Source organism: Dermatobacter hominis (assembly GCF_020715685.1).
GTDB classification, from domain to species: domain Bacteria; phylum Actinomycetota; class Acidimicrobiia; order Acidimicrobiales; family Microtrichaceae; genus Dermatobacter; species Dermatobacter hominis.
On the sequence record NZ_CP085840.1, the window covers coordinates 4433197 to 4449777 of the forward strand.

General features: G+C 72.4%; 14 protein-coding genes. 8 read left to right on the forward strand and 6 right to left on the reverse strand.

The features are described from left to right. Positions 1 to 20: 20 nt before the first annotated feature. The gene (locus LH044_RS20700; protein WP_227757535.1) at positions 21 to 434 is read right to left on the reverse strand and encodes a cupredoxin domain-containing protein; all 414 of its coding nucleotides are present in this window, start codon (positions 432 to 434) and stop codon (positions 21 to 23) included. A gap of 89 nt (positions 435 to 523) precedes the next feature. Here LH044_RS20700 and LH044_RS20705 point away from each other — a divergent pair, with 89 nt between their 5' ends. Next, positions 524 to 1963 carry a right-handed parallel beta-helix repeat-containing protein gene (locus LH044_RS20705; RefSeq protein WP_227757536.1) on the forward strand — a complete coding sequence of 480 codons (1440 nt, stop codon included), beginning with the start codon at positions 524 to 526 and terminating at the stop codon, positions 1961 to 1963. Positions 1964 to 2000: 37 nt separating this feature from the next. Next, the gene (locus LH044_RS20710; RefSeq protein WP_227757537.1) at positions 2001 to 3020 is read left to right on the forward strand and encodes a DUF1996 domain-containing protein; all 1020 of its coding nucleotides are present in this window, start codon (positions 2001 to 2003) and stop codon (positions 3018 to 3020) included. Positions 3021 to 3080: 60 nt separating this feature from the next. Here the strand turns inward: LH044_RS20710 and LH044_RS20715 are convergent, their stop codons facing one another. Genes LH044_RS20715 through LH044_RS20725 form a run of 3 tightly spaced genes read right to left on the reverse strand, consistent with a single transcriptional unit; the run spans position 3081 to position 7380 of the window. Continuing rightward, positions 3081 to 4913 carry an extracellular solute-binding protein gene (locus LH044_RS20715; protein ID WP_227757538.1) on the reverse strand — a complete coding sequence of 611 codons (1833 nt, stop codon included), beginning with the start codon at positions 4911 to 4913 and terminating at the stop codon, positions 3081 to 3083. Further along, complete coding sequence (locus tag LH044_RS20720; RefSeq protein WP_227757539.1) at positions 4910 to 5926, reverse strand: hypothetical protein; 1017 nt, start codon at positions 5924 to 5926, stop codon at positions 4910 to 4912. Before LH044_RS20720 ends, LH044_RS20715 begins: the two co-directional genes overlap by 4 nt. Further along, positions 5923 to 7380: an AAA family ATPase gene (locus LH044_RS20725; RefSeq protein WP_227757540.1), complete on the reverse strand. Its 1458-nt coding sequence runs from the start codon at positions 7378 to 7380 to the stop codon at positions 5923 to 5925. Before LH044_RS20725 ends, LH044_RS20720 begins: the two co-directional genes overlap by 4 nt. A 30-nt stretch (positions 7381 to 7410) precedes the next feature. Here LH044_RS20725 and LH044_RS20730 point away from each other — a divergent pair, with 30 nt between their 5' ends. Genes LH044_RS20730 through LH044_RS20745 form a run of 4 tightly spaced genes read left to right on the forward strand, consistent with a single transcriptional unit; the run spans position 7411 to position 10695 of the window. Further along, positions 7411 to 8658 carry a glutamate-5-semialdehyde dehydrogenase gene (locus LH044_RS20730; RefSeq protein WP_227757541.1) on the forward strand — a complete coding sequence of 416 codons (1248 nt, stop codon included), beginning with the start codon at positions 7411 to 7413 and terminating at the stop codon, positions 8656 to 8658. 4 nt (positions 8659 to 8662) lie between these two features. Beyond that, a complete protein-coding gene (locus LH044_RS20735) occupies positions 8663 to 9490 on the forward strand; it encodes a serine hydrolase (protein ID WP_227757542.1) in 828 nt (275 codons plus the stop codon). Between the two features lie 16 nt (positions 9491 to 9506). Further along, positions 9507 to 10046, forward strand: coding sequence for an AAA family ATPase (locus tag LH044_RS20740; protein WP_227757543.1), 540 nt, complete (start codon positions 9507 to 9509; stop codon positions 10044 to 10046). Between the two features lie 10 nt (positions 10047 to 10056). Then, positions 10057 to 10695, forward strand: coding sequence for a GNAT family N-acetyltransferase (locus LH044_RS20745; RefSeq protein WP_227757544.1), 639 nt, complete (start codon positions 10057 to 10059; stop codon positions 10693 to 10695). Here the strand turns inward: LH044_RS20745 and LH044_RS20750 are convergent. Further along, positions 10682 to 12334 carry an ABC-F family ATP-binding cassette domain-containing protein gene (locus tag LH044_RS20750; RefSeq protein ID WP_227757545.1) on the reverse strand — a complete coding sequence of 551 codons (1653 nt, stop codon included), beginning with the start codon at positions 12332 to 12334 and terminating at the stop codon, positions 10682 to 10684. The two genes, LH044_RS20745 and LH044_RS20750, sit on opposite strands and share 14 nt — an antisense overlap. A 112-nt stretch (positions 12335 to 12446) precedes the next feature. Between LH044_RS20750 and LH044_RS20755 the strand changes: the two genes are divergently transcribed. Together LH044_RS20755 and LH044_RS20760 are read left to right on the forward strand one after the other, a co-directional pair. Continuing rightward, positions 12447 to 13364, forward strand: a complete 918-nt coding sequence (locus LH044_RS20755; protein WP_227757546.1) for an AAA family ATPase — start codon at positions 12447 to 12449, stop codon at positions 13362 to 13364. Further along, positions 13361 to 14881 carry a vWA domain-containing protein gene (locus LH044_RS20760; RefSeq protein WP_227757547.1) on the forward strand — a complete coding sequence of 507 codons (1521 nt, stop codon included), beginning with the start codon at positions 13361 to 13363 and terminating at the stop codon, positions 14879 to 14881. Before LH044_RS20755 ends, LH044_RS20760 begins: the two co-directional genes overlap by 4 nt. A gap of 97 nt (positions 14882 to 14978) precedes the next feature. Here the strand turns inward: LH044_RS20760 and LH044_RS20765 are convergent, their stop codons facing one another. Beyond that, a complete protein-coding gene (locus LH044_RS20765) occupies positions 14979 to 16547 on the reverse strand; it encodes a phospholipase D-like domain-containing protein (RefSeq protein ID WP_227757548.1) in 1569 nt (522 codons plus the stop codon). Between the last annotated feature and the right edge of the window lie 34 nt (positions 16548 to 16581).

The following is a 16581-nucleotide window of genomic DNA, read 5'->3' on the forward strand; positions in this document are numbered from 1 at the left end:
GGCGCCCGGAGGGAGTGGCCTCAGTCGACGACCTTGATGGCGCCGAACATCCCCTTGGTCTTCGAGCCGTGGAGCGAGCAGTAGTAGCCGAACTCGCCGGTCTCCTCGAACGTGCGGGAGGCCTCCATGCCGGGATCGAGCTGGTCGACGGGCACCTCGCTGAAGTCGCCCTCGTCGTCGGGCAGCACGTTGTGCCGGTTCCGACCCGTGTTCTCCCAGGTGATCTTCGTGCCCTTCTTCACCTCGATGAACTGGGTCACGTAGACGTTGTCCCGGGCCTCGATCGTGACGGCCTTGCCCGACTCCGACTCCCACTTCTCGCCCTCGGGGAGCTGGTAGGTCGACGAGCTGCCGCCGCCGCTGCACGCCGCGAGCACGAGTCCGGCGGCGCCGACCGCGGCGACCCGGAGGGCGGTGGGGAAGCGGTGCGTCACCCGATCGACTGTATGGTCGGGCCCGGACCCGATCCCAATCGATCGGGTGGGGGGACGAACCAGGGGGTACCGGAGTGGGTGTCAGGTCGATGCGACGCGGACGCGTGCTGGTCGTGGCGGTGCTGGCCGTCACCGCGATCCTCGCGGGAGCCTGTTCGTCCGACGACGGCGAGGACGTGTCGAGCGGCGGATCGGGCGGCGCCACCGACGGCACCATCCGCGTCCCGCAGGACCGGACGACCATCCAGGCCGCGGTGGAGGCGGCGAAGGAGGGCGACCTGATCCTCGTCGACGAGGGCGTCTACAACGAGGCGGTCGACGTCGACGTCGCCGACATCACGATCCGTGGCGTGGACCGCAACAAGGTGGTCCTGGACGGCGAGTTCGAGCTCGAGAACGGCATCCGGGTGCTCGAGACCGACGGCGTGGTCGTCGAGAACATGACCGCCCGCAACTACGTCTCGAACGGGTTCTACTGGACCGGCTCCGACCGGTACCGCGGGTCGTACCTGACCGCCTACCGCAACGGCGACTACGGGATCTACGCCTTCGACGCCTACCACGGGCAGTTCGACCACAGCTACGCCTCGGGCAGCCCCGACGCCGGCTTCTACATCGGCGAGTGCTACCGCTGCGACGCCGTGATCAGCGAGGTCACCTCCGAGTACAACGGCCTCGGCTACTCCGGCACCAACTCCGGCGGCGACCTCTACATCGTGAACTCGGAGTTCGCGAACAACCGCGCCGGCATCGTCCCCAACTCCGGCTCCTACGAGCTCTGCTACCCGAGCCGCGAGACGACGATCGCCGGCAACCTGGTGCACGACAACAACATGACCGACGGTCCGGGCATCGACGTGTCGCTCCTGGCCCAGGGCAACGGGATCCTGCCGGCGGGCGCGGTCACGGCGCTGATCACCAAGAACCGGGTCTGGAACCACGATCGGACCGGCATCGGGCTCGTGCCCTTCCCCGAGTCCGACGCCAACGACCTCGCCCCGCCCGAGACCGAGTGGGGCACCCCGTGCGACGAGACGCCCGCCAAGGCCGAGAAGGCCCAGCCGACGATCCCGGCGGACGAGTGCGTCGAGGTCTCGCTCATCGGCGAGGGCTGCATCGTCATGTGGAACCCGATCGAGAACACCGTGGAGGGCAACGACGTGTCGGCGTCCAAGGTGGCCGACCTGGCGGTGGGCACGGTGGACCTGACCGAGTCCGGCCAGACCACCGAGACGTTGCGCAACTGCTTCTCGGCCAACGTCTTCACGACCTCCGCACCGGCGAACCTGGAGCAGCTGGCGCCGTGCAACGGAGAGCCGACCGCGACCGACTGGAACGCGTCGCCGCTCGACCTGATCGGCCTCATGGGCAGCCCGGCGGCCAAGCCGGGCCCGGACGCCTACAAGACGACGCCGGAGCCCGGCCCGCAGGAGAACATGCCGAACGCCGCCACCACCAAGGCGACGCAGTTCACCAAGCCGATGGCGATCGACGTGGCGTCGATCCAGCTGCCGGCCGCCGGTGGCTGAGCCGACCGATCCCGGGGTCGGTCGATCCGGCGCCGCCGTGTCCGCAGGGCTGCTGGTCCTCCTGACCGTCGCCGCCGCGCTGGCGATCGGCTACGGCGGGTCCGAGCCGGCGCCGAGACCGGCGCCGAGACCGGCGACGACCGGTGGGCACGCGATGGCCGACGGCACGACGATGGCCGGCGACCCGGCCCCGGGGGGCGCGCACGACATGTCGATGCCGCTCGACGACCCGCCGCGCTGGTCCGACGGCACCGTCGCGACCCCGACCCGCCACGTCGGCCCGCAGGGCGGGTCCGGCCAGTTCGTGGCCGAGTGCGCCTGGTCGCACTCGGGCGAGGTCGACCCGATCGTGTACCCGGGCGAGGTCGGGCGGTCGCACCGCCACGACTTCTACGGCTCGACGACGACCGACGAGGACAGCACGCCCGACTCGCTGCGAGCCGGCGGCACCTCGTGCGACAAGCCAGGCGACGACGCCGCCTACTGGCAGCCCACGCTCTACGACGGCGAGGTGGCCGTCGAGCCCATCGCCATCCACGCGTACTACCGGGCCGCGCCCGGCATCGATCCCACCTCGGTGGTGCCCTACCCGGACGGGCTGATGATGCTGGCCGGCGACCCGTACGCGACGGCGCCCCAGCCCGGCGAGGCGGTCGGCTGGACGTGCGGGGTGCGGACCGTGCTCTCCGACGAGCCGCCGGCGTGCCCGGTCACGGCACCGCTCGCGATGGTGCTGACCTTCCCCGACTGCTGGGACGGCGAGCACGCCGACGTGCCCGGCCACCGCGACCACATGACGTACTCGCGCGACGGCGCCTGCCCCGACGGCCACCCGATGTCGGTGCCGCAGCTGACGGTGAGCGTCGGGTTCCCGATCAGCGGCCCCGACCACGACCTGCGGCTCGCCTCGGGCTCGGTCCTGTCGGCGCACGGCGACTTCTTCAACGGGTGGGAGCCGGCGGCGCTGGAGCGCGAGGTCCGCCAGTGCCTGCACCGCGACGTCGTCTGCGACCTGGCGTCGAACCGCCAGGAGGAGGGCCCGTTCCTCACCCGGTGAGGTGCCGCCCGACTCGCGTGGGACCGCCCCGCGTGCGACCGGGCGACCGGGTCCAACCCGTCAGAAGTTGCTGACCACGGCCGCGAACACGTCGTCGATCGTCGTGGCGTCGGTGGCCGTGTAGGCCGTCGCGTTGGACGCCTCGGCGATCCGCTTCAGCTCCCCGGGGTTCGTGTCGCCGCCGTAGGCGATCGTGAAGATCCGCACCGGGCGGGAGTTCTCGCCGTCGTTGCTGTCCTTCACGTCGGCCAGCAGGGCGTCGAGCTGCTTGCGGTCGTCCGACGCGTCGCCGTCGTCGTTGCGACCGTCGGTGAGCACGATCACCGCGTTGATGAGCGACGCGTCGTAGCCCTGGAGCATCTGGTCGTAGGACTCCTGCGTCACCTCGTACAGCGGGGTGCCGTTGAGCGGCGCGAGCCCGTCGACCTGGTTCTTGATCCGCTCCCGGTTCGGTCCGATCGGCGCGACCGGCGCGAGGTCCTGGTAGCTCGCGTCGCCGCCGTCGATCCCGCTCGTGAAGACCCGGACGCCGACGAGGTCCTCGGGCTTGAACTGGTCGAGGCCCTGGACCACCGCCTGCTTGGCCAGATCGAGCTTGGTCGGACCGGAGGGGTCATCGGGGTCGGCCGGGTCGCCCATGGAGCCGGACACGTCGATCACCAGCATCACCCGGGCACCCTTGCGCTGCTGCGCCCACGTCTGCAGTAGCTGGTCCATCACCGCCCCCGACGGGACCTCGAGCAGCGTCTGCGGCTGGTTCGGGTCCACGCCGCTGTCGGTGCTGATCGGATCGGCCACGGCGACGTCGGGGTTGCCGGGTCGGAACCCGAACTCGAGCACCTTCTCCTGGTTCGCGGGCTCGAGCACGAACTGCTGGAACTGCTCGGCCGCCTGGCGCTGCTGCGACGAGACCCAATCGGCGTCGAGCACGTACAGCGGGTTGTCGGAGTAGAGCGTCCCCTCGGTCGGGTAGATCGCGACGAGCTTCGTCCGCGGCTCGCGCGGCTCCTCGCCCTGGTCCAGCACGCCGTCGGGGTTGCCGGCGTTGTAGTCGATGACCGACTTCTCCTCGATGGCGACCGCCGACGCGTAGTTGAGCGCGGTCCCGCGCCGGTCGGCCCGGAACCAGTTGTTGAGGAACGTCATCGTGATGTCGCCGTAGTGGACGACGGCCGACTCGATGTCGGTCCCGTACTGCTGCACCGTGGGGTTCTGGAGGTCCTCGGAGCTCAGTCCCGACGTCTTGCCGGTCGCGGCGTACGTCTGGGCGATCAGGGCGTGCAGGCCCGACGTCGAGTAGTTCGGGTTCGTCTTGCCGAGCTTGAACCGGCCCCACTCCGGGTGACCGAGGTCGGCCCAGCCGTTCTGCGAGCGCGACAGGGCGAGGATGTCGGACCACCCGATCGGCTTGTCCGGCCACCCGAGCGCCGTGGCCATCGGCTCGGGCATGGCGATGACCAGCGGCGTGTTCATGAACGACACGGGGTCGGTGGCCATCGGGGGCTTGCCGGCCGCGCCGAGGCGCTGATCGAGGATCTGGCCCCACGCGCTGGACGCAGGCGACCAGATCACCGGTCGGGGACCGTCGGTGGCGGTGTCCCAACCGTCGGCAAGCTGCTGGGTCGCGACGCCGGACGCCACCTTCTGGATCTCGACGTCGATGCAGCGCCCGTCGACCGTGGCGCCGGAGTCGTCGAAGTCGTCGGCCAGGTCGCCGAGCAGGTCGACCTTCTCCGAGCTGACCGCCACGTCGACGCCGATGCAGTCGCCGCGGTCGCCGCCGCCACCCCCGCCGGTCTCGTCGGCCGACGAGCACGCCGCCGCGAGCGCGGCGACGCCGAGGGCGACGGCGAGCAGGGAGCGGCTCGTACGGGTGGACCGGTGGCGCCTCACGGCCGCAGCACCGCCCACTCGTCGCGCAGCGCCTGGAGCGCCCCGGCGGACGGGAGCCCGGGACCGTCGGGGAGGGCCGGGCCGTCCACGCCGTCGGCGGTCTGCTGGCCGGGGACGCGCCAGCCCTCGGCGGCGAGGGCCTCGGCGAGCCGGTCGGGGCCGATCCGGTCGAGCGCGTCGGCGGCGTCGCGCCCCGCCGGCGCGGTCAGCGTGACGTCTGCGGTCACCATCGGCTCAGGGTAGAGGAGCGCGTACCGGTCGCGGACGGCGGCCGCCGCCAGCTCGGGGCCGGACTGCTGCTCCAGCGGACCGACGACGCTCATCGTGCCCGGTCGGGTCAGCAGCACGCTCAGGGGGTCGCGGTCGACCACGGCGGCGCCGACGAGCTGGCCGAGCCACGGCGAGCTCTCCTCGAGGTCGAGGCGGTCCCACGCGGCCGTGCCGACGTGCGACGACACGGCCTGGGACAGGGCGACGAGCCCGGCGCCGGTGTCGGGCGGGGCGAGGCCGGACCGGAACGGCCCCCACGTCGGCTGGCCGCCGATCGCCGCCCACGGCTGGCCGGAGGCGTCGCCGATGCACGCCCACGTCACCGTCCCGCCGCAGTGGGCGCCCAGGGCCTGCATCCGGTCGGCCGGTCCGACGAGCGTCACGGGCGACCGGGCCAGGACCTTCGTCGGCGGGCCGAGCACGTCGTCGTCGACGTCGGCCTGGCGGCGGTCGTCGGCCACGATCGCCGCCCACGGGCCGGCGGCCAGCCACGCGTCGAAGTTCGCGGTGGCGCCCGGGGCCGCCAGCTGGTCGGCGGTCGTGCCCTCGTCCTCGACGCTGATCGTGATCGAGCCGTCCTCGTCGGCCAGCCGCTGGCACACGGCCCGGAGCTCGGTGCCGCACCGCAGGCGGACCCGCTCGCCCACGCCTCCGCCGTCGTCGCCGTCGATCACGTGCTGGCGGATCCACCACGCGCCGCCGACCATGGCCACCGCGGCCAGGACGGCCAGGAACCGCTTCACGACGGCACCGCGCCGGCGTCGTCGGGAGAGGCCCGGTCGGGCAGGTCGTCGGGCAGGAGCGTCGTGAGGTCCTCCTCGGTCGGTGGGCCCTCGAGGCGCATCACGCGGCTGGCGTGGTGGTTGATCGCAGACTCGAACAGGTTGCGGGCGAGCCGGGCGTTGCCGAAGCCCTGGCCCCGGGGCGTGGCGTCGAGGACGGCGCGGAGCTTGCCCCGGGCCGCGTCGGTCAGGCGGTACCGCTGCTTGTCGCCGATGCTGTCGACGATCCGCACCAGCTCGTCGGTCGTGTAGTCGGGGAATTGGATCACCGTCGGGAACCGCGACCGGAGGCCGGGGTTCGACGACAGCAGGTGCTCCATCTCGCCCGTGTAGCCCGCCACCACCAGGACCACCCGGTCCCGGCGGTCCTCCATGAGCTTCACGATCTGGTCGATCGCCTCGCGGCCGAAGTCGTTCTCGCCGCCCCGGGCCAGCGTGTAGGCCTCGTCGATGAAGAGCATCCCCTCGTCGGCCTCGTCGAAGCGCTTGGTGACCAGCGGCGCGGTCTGGCCGACGTAGCCGGCGACGAGGCCCGAGCGGTCGGTCTCGACCAGGTGGCCCCGTGCCACGACGCCGAGCGTGCGGTAGATCTGCGCGAGCAGCCGGGCCACCGTCGTCTTGCCGGTCCCGGGGTTCCCCGTGAACACCAGGTGGTGCGAGGTGTCGACCGTCGGCAGCTCGCGCTCGGCGCGCAGCTGCTGCACCCGGAGGAAGTCGGCGACCAGCCGGACCCGGGCCTTGACCTCGTCGAGGCCGACCAGGTCGTCGAGCTCCGCGAGCAGCTCCTCGAGCGGACGGGGCGGGGGATCGGGCGGCCGCTCCGCCTCGCCGCCCTCCGCCGGGCCGCCGCCGGCCACCGCCCGGGCGCCCGGGCCCAGCGCGGAGTCGGGCGGGGTGGCGTGCAGCGGCCGGTCGGGATCCCGGCTGCGGAGGCCCTCGAGCAGGCGGGCCCGCAGCGCCGAGATCGCCTCGAGCTCGGCCCGGGCCGGGATCACGTCCAGGCTCGCCACGACGTGGGCGATGTCGAGCGCCCGCTCGTAGTAGGCGTCGGCGAGCCGGGTCCCGTTGCGGCGGTCGGCGTCGACCAGCAGGCCGAACAGCTCGGAGTCGACGTCGAGCCAGCGGCGGTGGCCGGCCACGAGCGTCGAGCCCCGCAGGGTGTCGGGAGTGGCCCGGATCAGCTGGGAGTCCTCGAGGCGGGGCCCGAAGGCGTCGATCAGCGCGTTCAGCTCCTCGTCGGTGTGGCGGTCGTCCGCGTCGATCATCGCCGTCGTGAGGTTGAACGCCTCGACCGTGACGTCGTCGGTGAAGCGGCCCCGGTCGATGCCCTGCAGCCCGCTCGTCGCCTCCTCGAGGGCCATACCGACGTCGTCGACGAAGGACGTCACCACCACGTCGAGGGGTCCGGCTCCCACGGCGGTGAAGGGTATCGGTAGCCTTCCGGGATGGCCGTCACCCCGATCCCGGAGCTCGCCCGCCGGTCCAAGGCCGCGTCGCGACTGCTCGCCACGGCGTCGACCGCCGTCAAGGACGAGGCGCTGCTCACCGCCGCCGACCTGCTCGAGGCCCGTGCGGGCGACGTCCTGGCCGCGAACGCGCTGGACGTCGCCGGGGCCGAGGAGGCGGGCATCCCCGCCGGCCTGGTCGACCGGCTGCGCCTGACCGAGGAACGGATCGCCGCCATGGCCTCCGGGCTCCGCCAGGTGGCGGCGCTGGCCGACCCCGTCGGCGAGGTCCTCGACGGGTGGGTGCGCCCGAACGGGCTGCGCATCTCCCGAGTCCGGGTGCCCCTCGGCGTCGTCGCGATCATCTACGAGAGCCGGCCGAACGTCACCTCCGACGCCGCCGGCCTCTGCCTGAAGTCCGGCAACGCCGCCTTCCTCCGGGGATCGTCGACGGCCGTCCACTCCAACCTCGCGATCGCGGAGGTGCTCCGGGAGGCCGTCGCCAAGGCCGGTCTGCCCGAGGACGCCGTGATCGTCGTCGAGGACACCTCGCGCGAGGCCGCCACCGAGTTCATGCAGCAGGAGGGGCTCGTCGACTGCCTGATCCCGCGCGGCGGGGCGTCGCTCATCGCGTCGATCAAGGAGCACGCGACGGTGCCGTTCGTGATCGACGGCGACGGCAACTGCCACGTCTACGTCGACGCCGCCGCGGACCTCGACATGGCCGAGGCGATCCTCGTCAACGCGAAGACCCAGCGCCCGTCGGTCTGCAACTCGGCCGAGTCGCTGGTCGTCCACGCCAAGGTCGCCGCCGACTTCCTGCCCCGCGTCGACGCCGCGCTCGCCGACGTCGAGCTGGTGGGCGACGGCCGCGCCCGGTCGCTCGTGCCGCGCATGGGCGAGGCCACGGAGGACGACTTCTCGAGGGAGTTCCTCGACCTGAAGATGTCGGTCCGGGTCGTCGACGACCTCGACGAGGCCATCGCCCACGTCAACGACCACTCGACCGGCCACTCCGAGGCGATCGTCACGACCGACGTCGCCGTCGCCGACCGGTTCCTCAACGAGGTCGACGCGGCCGCCGTGCTGCTCAACGCCTCGACCCGCTTCGTCGACGGCGAGGAGTTCGGCTTCGGGGCCGAGATCGGCATCTCCACGCAGAAGCTCCACGCCCGCGGCCCGATGGGCCTGCAGCAGCTGACGACCGCCAAGTACGTCGTCCGCGGCGACGGTCAGACCCGCGGCTGAGCCCGTGGGCCGGACGCGGCTCCTCGCCGTCGCGGTGCTCGGGGTCGCCCTGCTGGCGGCCATCGCCTGCGACCCGCCGAAGCCGCCGCCCGGTCCGCCCACCGGGCAGTGCCGGCCGGATCCGTTCGACGTGCAGTTCCAGCACGACATCGACGCCTTCGGCGCCGCGGCCCACCACGTCACCGCCGCCGTCTACGACGACCGGACCGGCTGTTGGTACCACCTGCGCCAGGGCCAGCGCGTCACGACGGCGTCCGTCGTGAAGATCGAGATCATGGCGGCCACGATCCTGCGGGCGCAGGACCAGGGCCGGGGCCTGACGCAGTGGGAGGCCACCCGGATCGGCCCGATGATCCACGCGTCGGACGACGCCGCGGCCTCGGCGCTCTGGACGAACCTGGGGGGCGTGCGCGGCATGTCCGACTGGGGTGCCCGGATGGGCCTCGGCGCCACCGTGGAGACCGAGCCGAAGTGGGGCCTCACGTCCACGACGGCCGAGGACCAGGCCGCGTTCGTCCACCGGCTGCTGCAGGGCGACATGCTCGAGCCGGCCCGGCGCGGCCTGGCGTGGTGGGAGCTGAAGAACATCCGCGAGGACCAGCGATGGGGGATCCGCTACGGGGTGCCGCCGGGCTGGGAGGTCGGGCACAAGAACGGCTTCGCCGGCTCCGACTGCTGCGGCTGGCGGGTGAACTCGGTCGGCTACGTCGCCGACCCGGCCGGCGGCGGCTACTCGATCGCCGTCCTGTCCGACGGCTGGGCGTCGCTGCCCCAGGGCGTGCCGATGGTCGAGGTCGTGGCCGGCGCCGTGGCCCGCTCGCTCACCGGTTGAGGCGATCGTGCCGCGCGTGTCGGTCGTCGGCGTCCCGGGATCGGGCAAGACCACGCTCGGGCGCGCGCTCGCCGGCGCGCTCGACGCCCCGTTCACCGAGCTGGACTCGGTGTTCCACCGGCCCGGCTGGACCCACCCCGACGCCGAGGAGTTCCGGGCCGAGGTGCGCGAGCTGGTGGCAAGGGAGCGGTGGGTCATCGACGGCAACTACTCGGCCGTGCAGGACCTCGTGTGGGCGCGGGCCGACGCGGTCGTCTGGCTCGATCCGCCCCGCCTGACCGCGACCGCTCGGGTCCTGCGCCGCACGCTGCGGCGGGTGGCCCGGCGACAGGCGCTGTGGAACGGCAACCGGGAGCACTGGACCAACCTGCTGCGCTGGGACCCCGAGCGGAACATCGTGCTGTGGTCCTGGGTCAAGCACCCGGAGTACCGGGAGCGGTACGGCGCCGCCGTGGACGAGCCGCCACCGGGCCAGGACCGGATCCGGATCCGGTCCGACGAGCAGGCGCGGCTGCTGCTGGCCGAGCTCGCCGAGCGGGCGGGCGCTCCCTCGTAGCCTGACCCGGATGCCCCACGGCGCCGACGCCCAGATCCGCCCCTTCCGCCCCGGCGACGAGGCTGCGCTGATGCAGGTCTGCCTGCAGACCGGCGATGCCGGCCGCGATGCCACGCCGCTGTTGGCGGACGGCGACCTCGTCGGCACGATCTGGTGCCTGCCCTATCTCCTCCTCGAACCCGAGCTGGCGTCGGTGGTCGCCGTCGGCGACCGGCCGCCCCGGGGCTACGTCCTCGGCGCGCTCGACACGGCTGCGTTCCACGCCGCGGCGGCCGAGCGCTACTGGCCCGAGGTCCGGGAGCAGTACCCGCTCGACTCGTACGACCCCGACACGATGGACGGGCTGCTCGTCCACGTCATCCACGACCGCAGCCAGGGCGCGGGCGGCCACGGCGACCTCTGGGCCCGCTACCCGTCGCACCTGCACATCGACCTGCTCCCCGACGTGCAGGGGCAGGGGTTCGGGCGGCGGTTGGTCGAGCGCCTCCTGGGCCAGCTCGCCGAGCACGGCAGCACCGGGGTGCACCTCGGCGTGAACCCGGCCAACACCGGCGCGATCGAGTTCTACCGGCGACTCGGGTTCGACGAGTGGGACGAGCCCGGCGACGCCACGTCGGTCACGTTCGTGCGGGCGATCACGCCTCGGTGACGCGGCCGTCGAGCACCTCGACGCGGCGCTCGACGCGGACGGCCTCCAGGAGCCGCCGGTCGTGGCTCACGAGGAGCAGGGTGCCGTCGAAGCTGTCGAGCGCCTGCTCGAGCTGCTCGATCGCCGGCAGGTCGAGGTGGTTCGTGGGCTCGTCGAGCACCAGCACGTTCACGCTCCGGGCCTGCAGCAGCGCGAGGGCGGCACGGGTGCGCTCGCCCGGCGACAGGCCGCTCGCCGGTCGGGCGACCTGCTCGCCGCCGAGCCCGAACTTGGCGAGCAGCGTCCGGACCTCCGACGTCGTCATGTCGGGCCCGCCGTCGTCGCGGACGTGGTCCACGAAGGCGTCGAGCAGCGTCCGGTCGTCGCCGAACGCGGCCCGGGCCTGGTCGACCTCGCCGATGCGGACCGAGGCGCCCGGCCCGGCGGTGCCCTCGTCGGGCGCGAGGCGACCGAGCAGGAGCGACAGCAAGGTGGACTTGCCCGAGCCGTTGGGGCCGGTGATCGCGATGCGGTCACCACGGTCGACCTGCAGCGTCACCGGGCCGAGCGTGAAGTCGCCGCGGCGGACGACGGCGCCGGACGCGACGGCGACGACCTGGCCCGACGGCGGCGCCCCTGCGATGGAGAAGCGCAGCTCCCACTCCTTGCGGGGCTCGTCGACCTCCTCCAGCCGCTCGATCGCCTTCTCGGTCCGGCGGGCCTTGGCGGCCAGCTGCTCGGACGTGGCGATGTTGTGGTGGCGGATGAACTTGTCGCGCTCTGACCGGTCGCGGCGGGCGGTGCCCGCGCCCTTGTCGGCCCACGCCCGCTGGGTGCGGGCCCGGTCGCTGAGCGTCTGCACTGTGTCGGCGTACTCCTCGTAGCGCTCCCTCGCCTGCTCCCGCGCCCGGGCCCGCTCGGTCAGGTACGACTCGTAGCCGCCGCCGTACAGGTGCCACGAGCGCTGGTGGCGGTCGAGCTCGAGCACCTGGGTGGTCGTGCGGGTGAGGAACTCGCGGTCGTGGCTGACGACGACGATCCCGCCGGCGGCACCGGCGACGAATCGCTCGAGCCGGTCGAGGCCGGCCAGGTCGAGGTCGTTGGTCGGCTCGTCGAGCAGGAGCACGTCGAACCGGCTGAGGAGCAGCGCGGCCAGGCTGACGCGGGCCGCCTGCCCGCCCGACAGCGTGGTCATGGCCTGGTCTCCGTCGACGTCGAGGCCGACGTCGGCGGCCACCTGCGGGACCCGGGCGTCGAGGTCGGCACCGCCGAGCGCGAGCCATCGCTCGAGCGCGGTGGCGTACCGGTCGTCGGCGCCGTCCGAGCCATCCGCGAGGGCGAGCGTGGCGGCGTCCATCTCCTCCTGGGCCGCCGCCACCCCGGTCCGCCGGGCCAGGTGCGCGAGGACCGTCTCGCCCGGGACGCGGTCGGTCTCCTGGGGGAGGAGCCCCACGGTGGCATCCGGCGGTTGCAGCGACACCGCACCCGCCGCCGGCACCTCCAACCCAGCCAGCAGGCGCAGGAGCGTGGACTTGCCGGCGCCGTTCGGGCCGACCAGCCCGGTCACCGAACCTGGCGCCACGACCAGGTCGACGCTGTCGAAGAGGGTGCGGGACCCGTGCTCGGCGGAGAGGCCACGGGCCACGAGCTGCGCACTCATGGCCGGCGATCGTACGGAGCCGCGCGTCCCGGCGCCGAGCGAGTTCCACCCTCCGGGCGGCGGCCCGGAACGTGATTGACCGTCCGGTCAAGCGCGTCGGTAGTCTGCCGCGATGAGCAGCGAGCAGACCGATCCCCGTTTCGACACCGTTGACGACGTCCGGGACCGGCTCCGCAAGGTCGACTACCTCTCCGACGAGTCGATCGCCGGCATCGTCTACCTGGCCGACCGCCTCGGCAAGCCGATCCTCGTCGAGGGCCCGGCCGGCACCGGTAAGACGCAGCTCGCCAAGTCGGTCGCCGAGATCACCGGTGCCCGCCTCATCCGCCTCCAGTGCTACGAGGGCCTCGACGAGTCCAAGGCGCTCTACGAGTGGAACTACAAGAAGCAGCTGCTGCGCATCCAGGCGTCGCGGGGCGAGGGCGAGACCACGGGCTGGGACGCCATCGAGGAGGACATCTTCTCCGACGACTTCCTCCTGACCCGCCCGCTGCTCGAGGCCATCCGGGCCGACGACCCCGTCGTCCTGCTCATCGACGAGGTCGACCGCGTCGAGGTCGAGACCGAGGCGCTGCTGCTCGAGATCCTCTCCGACTACCAGGTGTCGATCCCCGAGCTCGGCACGATCACCGCCAAGCAGATCCCGATGGTCTTCCTCACGTCGAACAACACCCGGGAGCTCTCCGAGGCGCTCAAGCGGCGCTGCCTCTACCTGCACGTCGACTACCCCGACATGGACCGCGAGAAGGAGATCGTCCTCACCAAGGTCCCGGGCGTCACCGAGTCGCTCGCCGACGAGATCGCCCGCATCGTCCGGTCCATCCGCCAGCTGGAGCTGAAGAAGGCGCCGTCGGTGTCGGAGACCATCGACTGGGCCCGGACGCTGGTCCTGCTCGGCAAGGACGCCGTCGACGCCGAGACCGCCGTGGCGACCGTCAACATCCTGCTGAAGTACCAGTCCGACATCGCCAAGGCGACCAAGGAGCTGTCGGCCGATCCGCAGGCGGCCGGTCGTCCGCCCGCCCGGTGAGCGACGCGACCGGTCTCGACGTGGGCGATGCCGACGCGACCGCGACCGGCGACCGGCTCGCCGGCGAGGCGCTGCTCGACCTGCTCAACGGGTTCATCGGCGAGCTCCGCAACGCCGGGCTGCCCGTCAGCCTGACCGAGAACCTGGACGCCATGGAGGCGGTCCGCCACATCCCCCTCGACGACCGCAACGCGTTCAAGTACGCCCTGGCCGCGACGCTGGTGAAGAACCACTCGCACTGGCGTGCGTTCGAGACGGTCTTCGAGGTGTACTTCTCGCTGCGGGGCACCGAGTACTCGATCGACGAGGACGCCGACGCCGGCCCCGAGCTCGACCTCGACGACGACCAGGTCGGCGAGCTGCCCGAGGGTGCCGGCAAGGGCGACGGCTCCGGCGGCCACGGCGACGGCATGACGCCCGAGGAGCTCGCCGAGGCGCTGTACCAGGCGCTGCTCAAGGGCGACCAGGCCATGATGCGGGCGATGGCCCGCCAGGCCGTCAAGCGCTACGCCGGCATGGAGCCCGGACGCCCGGTCGGCGGCACCTACTACCTCTACCGGACGATGCGGAACCTCGACCTCGAGGGCATGCTCGAGCGGCTGATGGAGCAGTCGCGCCAGGACGCCCCCGAGCCGCTGAGCTCGCTCGAGGAACGTCTCGAGCACGACGAGTTCGAGACCCGCATCGAGCAGCTCAAGCAGGAGATCGAGGCCGAGATCCGCCGGCGCCTGGTCGCCGACCGCGGCGTCGAGGCGATGGCCAAGACGCTCCGCAAGCCGCTGCCCGAGGACATCGACTTCATGCACGCCAGCCGCGAGGAGATGATCTCGCTGCGCAAGGCGCTGCAGCCGCTGACCCGGCGCCTGGCCGTGCGGCTGGCCCGCAAGCGCCGCCACGGCCGGAAGGGCGCGCTCGACTTCCGCAACACCGTGCGGCACTCGCTCAGCTACGGCGGCGTCCCGGCCGAGCCGAAGTTCAAGTACCCGCGGCCGGCCAAGCCCGAGATCTTCGTCGTGGCCGACATCTCCGGATCCGTCGCGGCGTTCGCCCGCTTCACGCTCCACCTGGTCCACGCCATCGCGAGCCAGTTCTCCCGAGTGCGCAGCTTCGTCTTCATCGACGGCATCGACGAGGTCACCCGCTTCTTCGAGGGTGAGGAGGACATCGTCGAGGCGATCCACCGCGTGAACACCGAGGCCGACGTCGTCTGGGTCGACGGCCACTCCGACTACGGGCACGCCTTCGAGGTGTTCTGGAACCGGTGGGGCCGCGAGATCGGGCCCAAGACGACCGTGATCATCCTCGGCGACGCCCGGAACAACTACCACGCGTCGCAGTCGTGGGTGATCAAGGAGATGCGCCAGAAGGCGCGCCACGTCTACTGGCTCAACCCCGAGCCGAAGGCGTACTGGGACACCGGCGACTCCATCGTGGGGGAGTACGGCGTCCACTGCGACGGCACGTTCGAGTGCCGGAACCTCCGCCAGCTGGAGCGCTTCGTCGACCACCTCGTCTGAGCGCGGGGCGGCTCGGCCGTCGTCGTCTGGCCGCGCGACGCGGCGGGTCGGTGATCGCGGCTCGGCTCGGCTGCGGGTCTGCTCAGCTCGGCTCAGCTCAGCCGAAGATATCGCAGCGGCCCTGTTCCGGGTCCACGATCGCGTCCTCCCGCGACCACTCCCACTGCGGATCCAGGTAGGCCGTGCGGACCTGCTGCGCCGCGTCGGCGTCGTCGACGAAGAGGTCCATCTCCTGCAGGTTCGACGGGTACATGTTGTTCGAGCCGACCGAGAACACCTGGTCGTCGACGTGGATGAACTTCGAGTGGTTGGCGAAGCCCTTCCCGTCCGGCCACGTCGCCTCGGGACCGATCTGCAGCGACGCGAGCTGCAGGTTCGAGCAGATCGCGTCGCGGGCCTCGTCGGGGTCGCCGGTCGACGCCACGAGCACGTCGTACAGCTGGATCGACAGGTCGTGCAGCGACTCCATGTTGGCGTACGACGTGCCGAAGGCGCCGGTGACGACGATGCGCACGTCGACGCCGCGCAGGAGCTGGTCGGTGATGACCTTGAACATCCGGGCGTCGTAGCGCGGACACTGCGCGAGCAGGTCCTGCTGCGAGATCACCACCCGCTCGTCGGCCGACGCGACGAGCGCCCGGGCCGCGACCTGGCCAGGGTTGGCGGCGTCGTAGGCCGGGTCGCCGGCGTCGGTGGCCGGGCAGATGAGCGCGAGGATCGCCGGCACGAACGAACCGCCGAACGTGCCCGGGATCGGCAGGCCGCTGCCGAGCCGGCCGACCGCCATGATGCGGGTCGAGCCCGGCGTCTCGGCGCTCAGGACCGGCGCGCTGCGTGGGCACGCCCCGCTCGGACCGGACCGTGACGACCGGATCCAGAGGATGCTCCAGAACCCCTCGGCCTCGCGATCGCAGACGTAGCCCCAGAGCACGTCGACGAACCGTTGCGCCGCCCGGGCGGCGGGTCCGTCGGCCCGCATGGACACGTCGGAGACCGGCGTCGCGGTGAGGTAGGACTCGGCCCACTGGTTGTGGCCGCCCACGAGCGCCCGCCGACCGTCGACCGCCACGATCTTGGCGTGGTTCCACGACTGGACGTCGGTGGTCATCGTCGCCACCGACACGTCGATCTCGGCCCCGGCCGGGCCGAGGCGGTCGAGCAGCTGCTGGCGGACGACGTCGGGGCCGAGGCCGGTCGTGTACGAGTAGAAGAACGGCGTCCCGGCCAGCCACCGCACCTGCGGCCGGTGGCCGTCGGCCAACGAGCGCTGCAGGCCGTCGACGATCGCGTCGAGCCATGCGTCGTCGGCGAACGGGAACAGCGTCGTGATGTCGATCGACACCTCGGCCGAGGCGACGAGGTCGGCGAGCTGGGAGAGGAGCTCCTCGGTGCCGACCGGCTCCTGGCAGTCGGACGAGCCCCAGCAGCGCGGCGTCTGCAGGAACCACTCGTCGACGTCACCGGGCAGGAGGTTGCCGTCGGTGTCGGCCCAGACCGTGCCCTGGGTCTGCGGCGACGCGGCCCGGACCGCGTCGACGACCTGGTCCATGTCGTCGTCGGGCCCGCCGTTGGACGCCGGCGGCCCCGACGGCGCGGTCGGCGTGCACGCCGCGGCGACGCCGACGACGACCAGTGCGATCACCCACTTGAACGCGGACCTGCGCATGGCGGTCCCTCCCCACATCGCTCGTGGCGAAGAG

Coding starts and splice junctions, on each gene's coding strand:
- LH044_RS20705 (WP_227757536.1), top strand. CDS start 524: ATGCGACGCGGACGCGTGCTGGTCGTGGCGGTGCTGGCCGTCACCGCG.
- LH044_RS20730 (WP_227757541.1), top strand. CDS start 7,411: ATGGCCGTCACCCCGATCCCGGAGCTCGCCCGCCGGTCCAAGGCCGCG.
- LH044_RS20745 (WP_227757544.1), top strand. CDS start 10,057: ATGCCCCACGGCGCCGACGCCCAGATCCGCCCCTTCCGCCCCGGCGAC.
- LH044_RS20750 (WP_227757545.1), bottom strand. CDS start 12,334: ATGAGTGCGCAGCTCGTGGCCCGTGGCCTCTCCGCCGAGCACGGGTCC.
- LH044_RS20755 (WP_227757546.1), top strand. CDS start 12,447: ATGAGCAGCGAGCAGACCGATCCCCGTTTCGACACCGTTGACGACGTC.
- LH044_RS20765 (WP_227757548.1), bottom strand. CDS start 16,547: ATGCGCAGGTCCGCGTTCAAGTGGGTGATCGCACTGGTCGTCGTCGGC.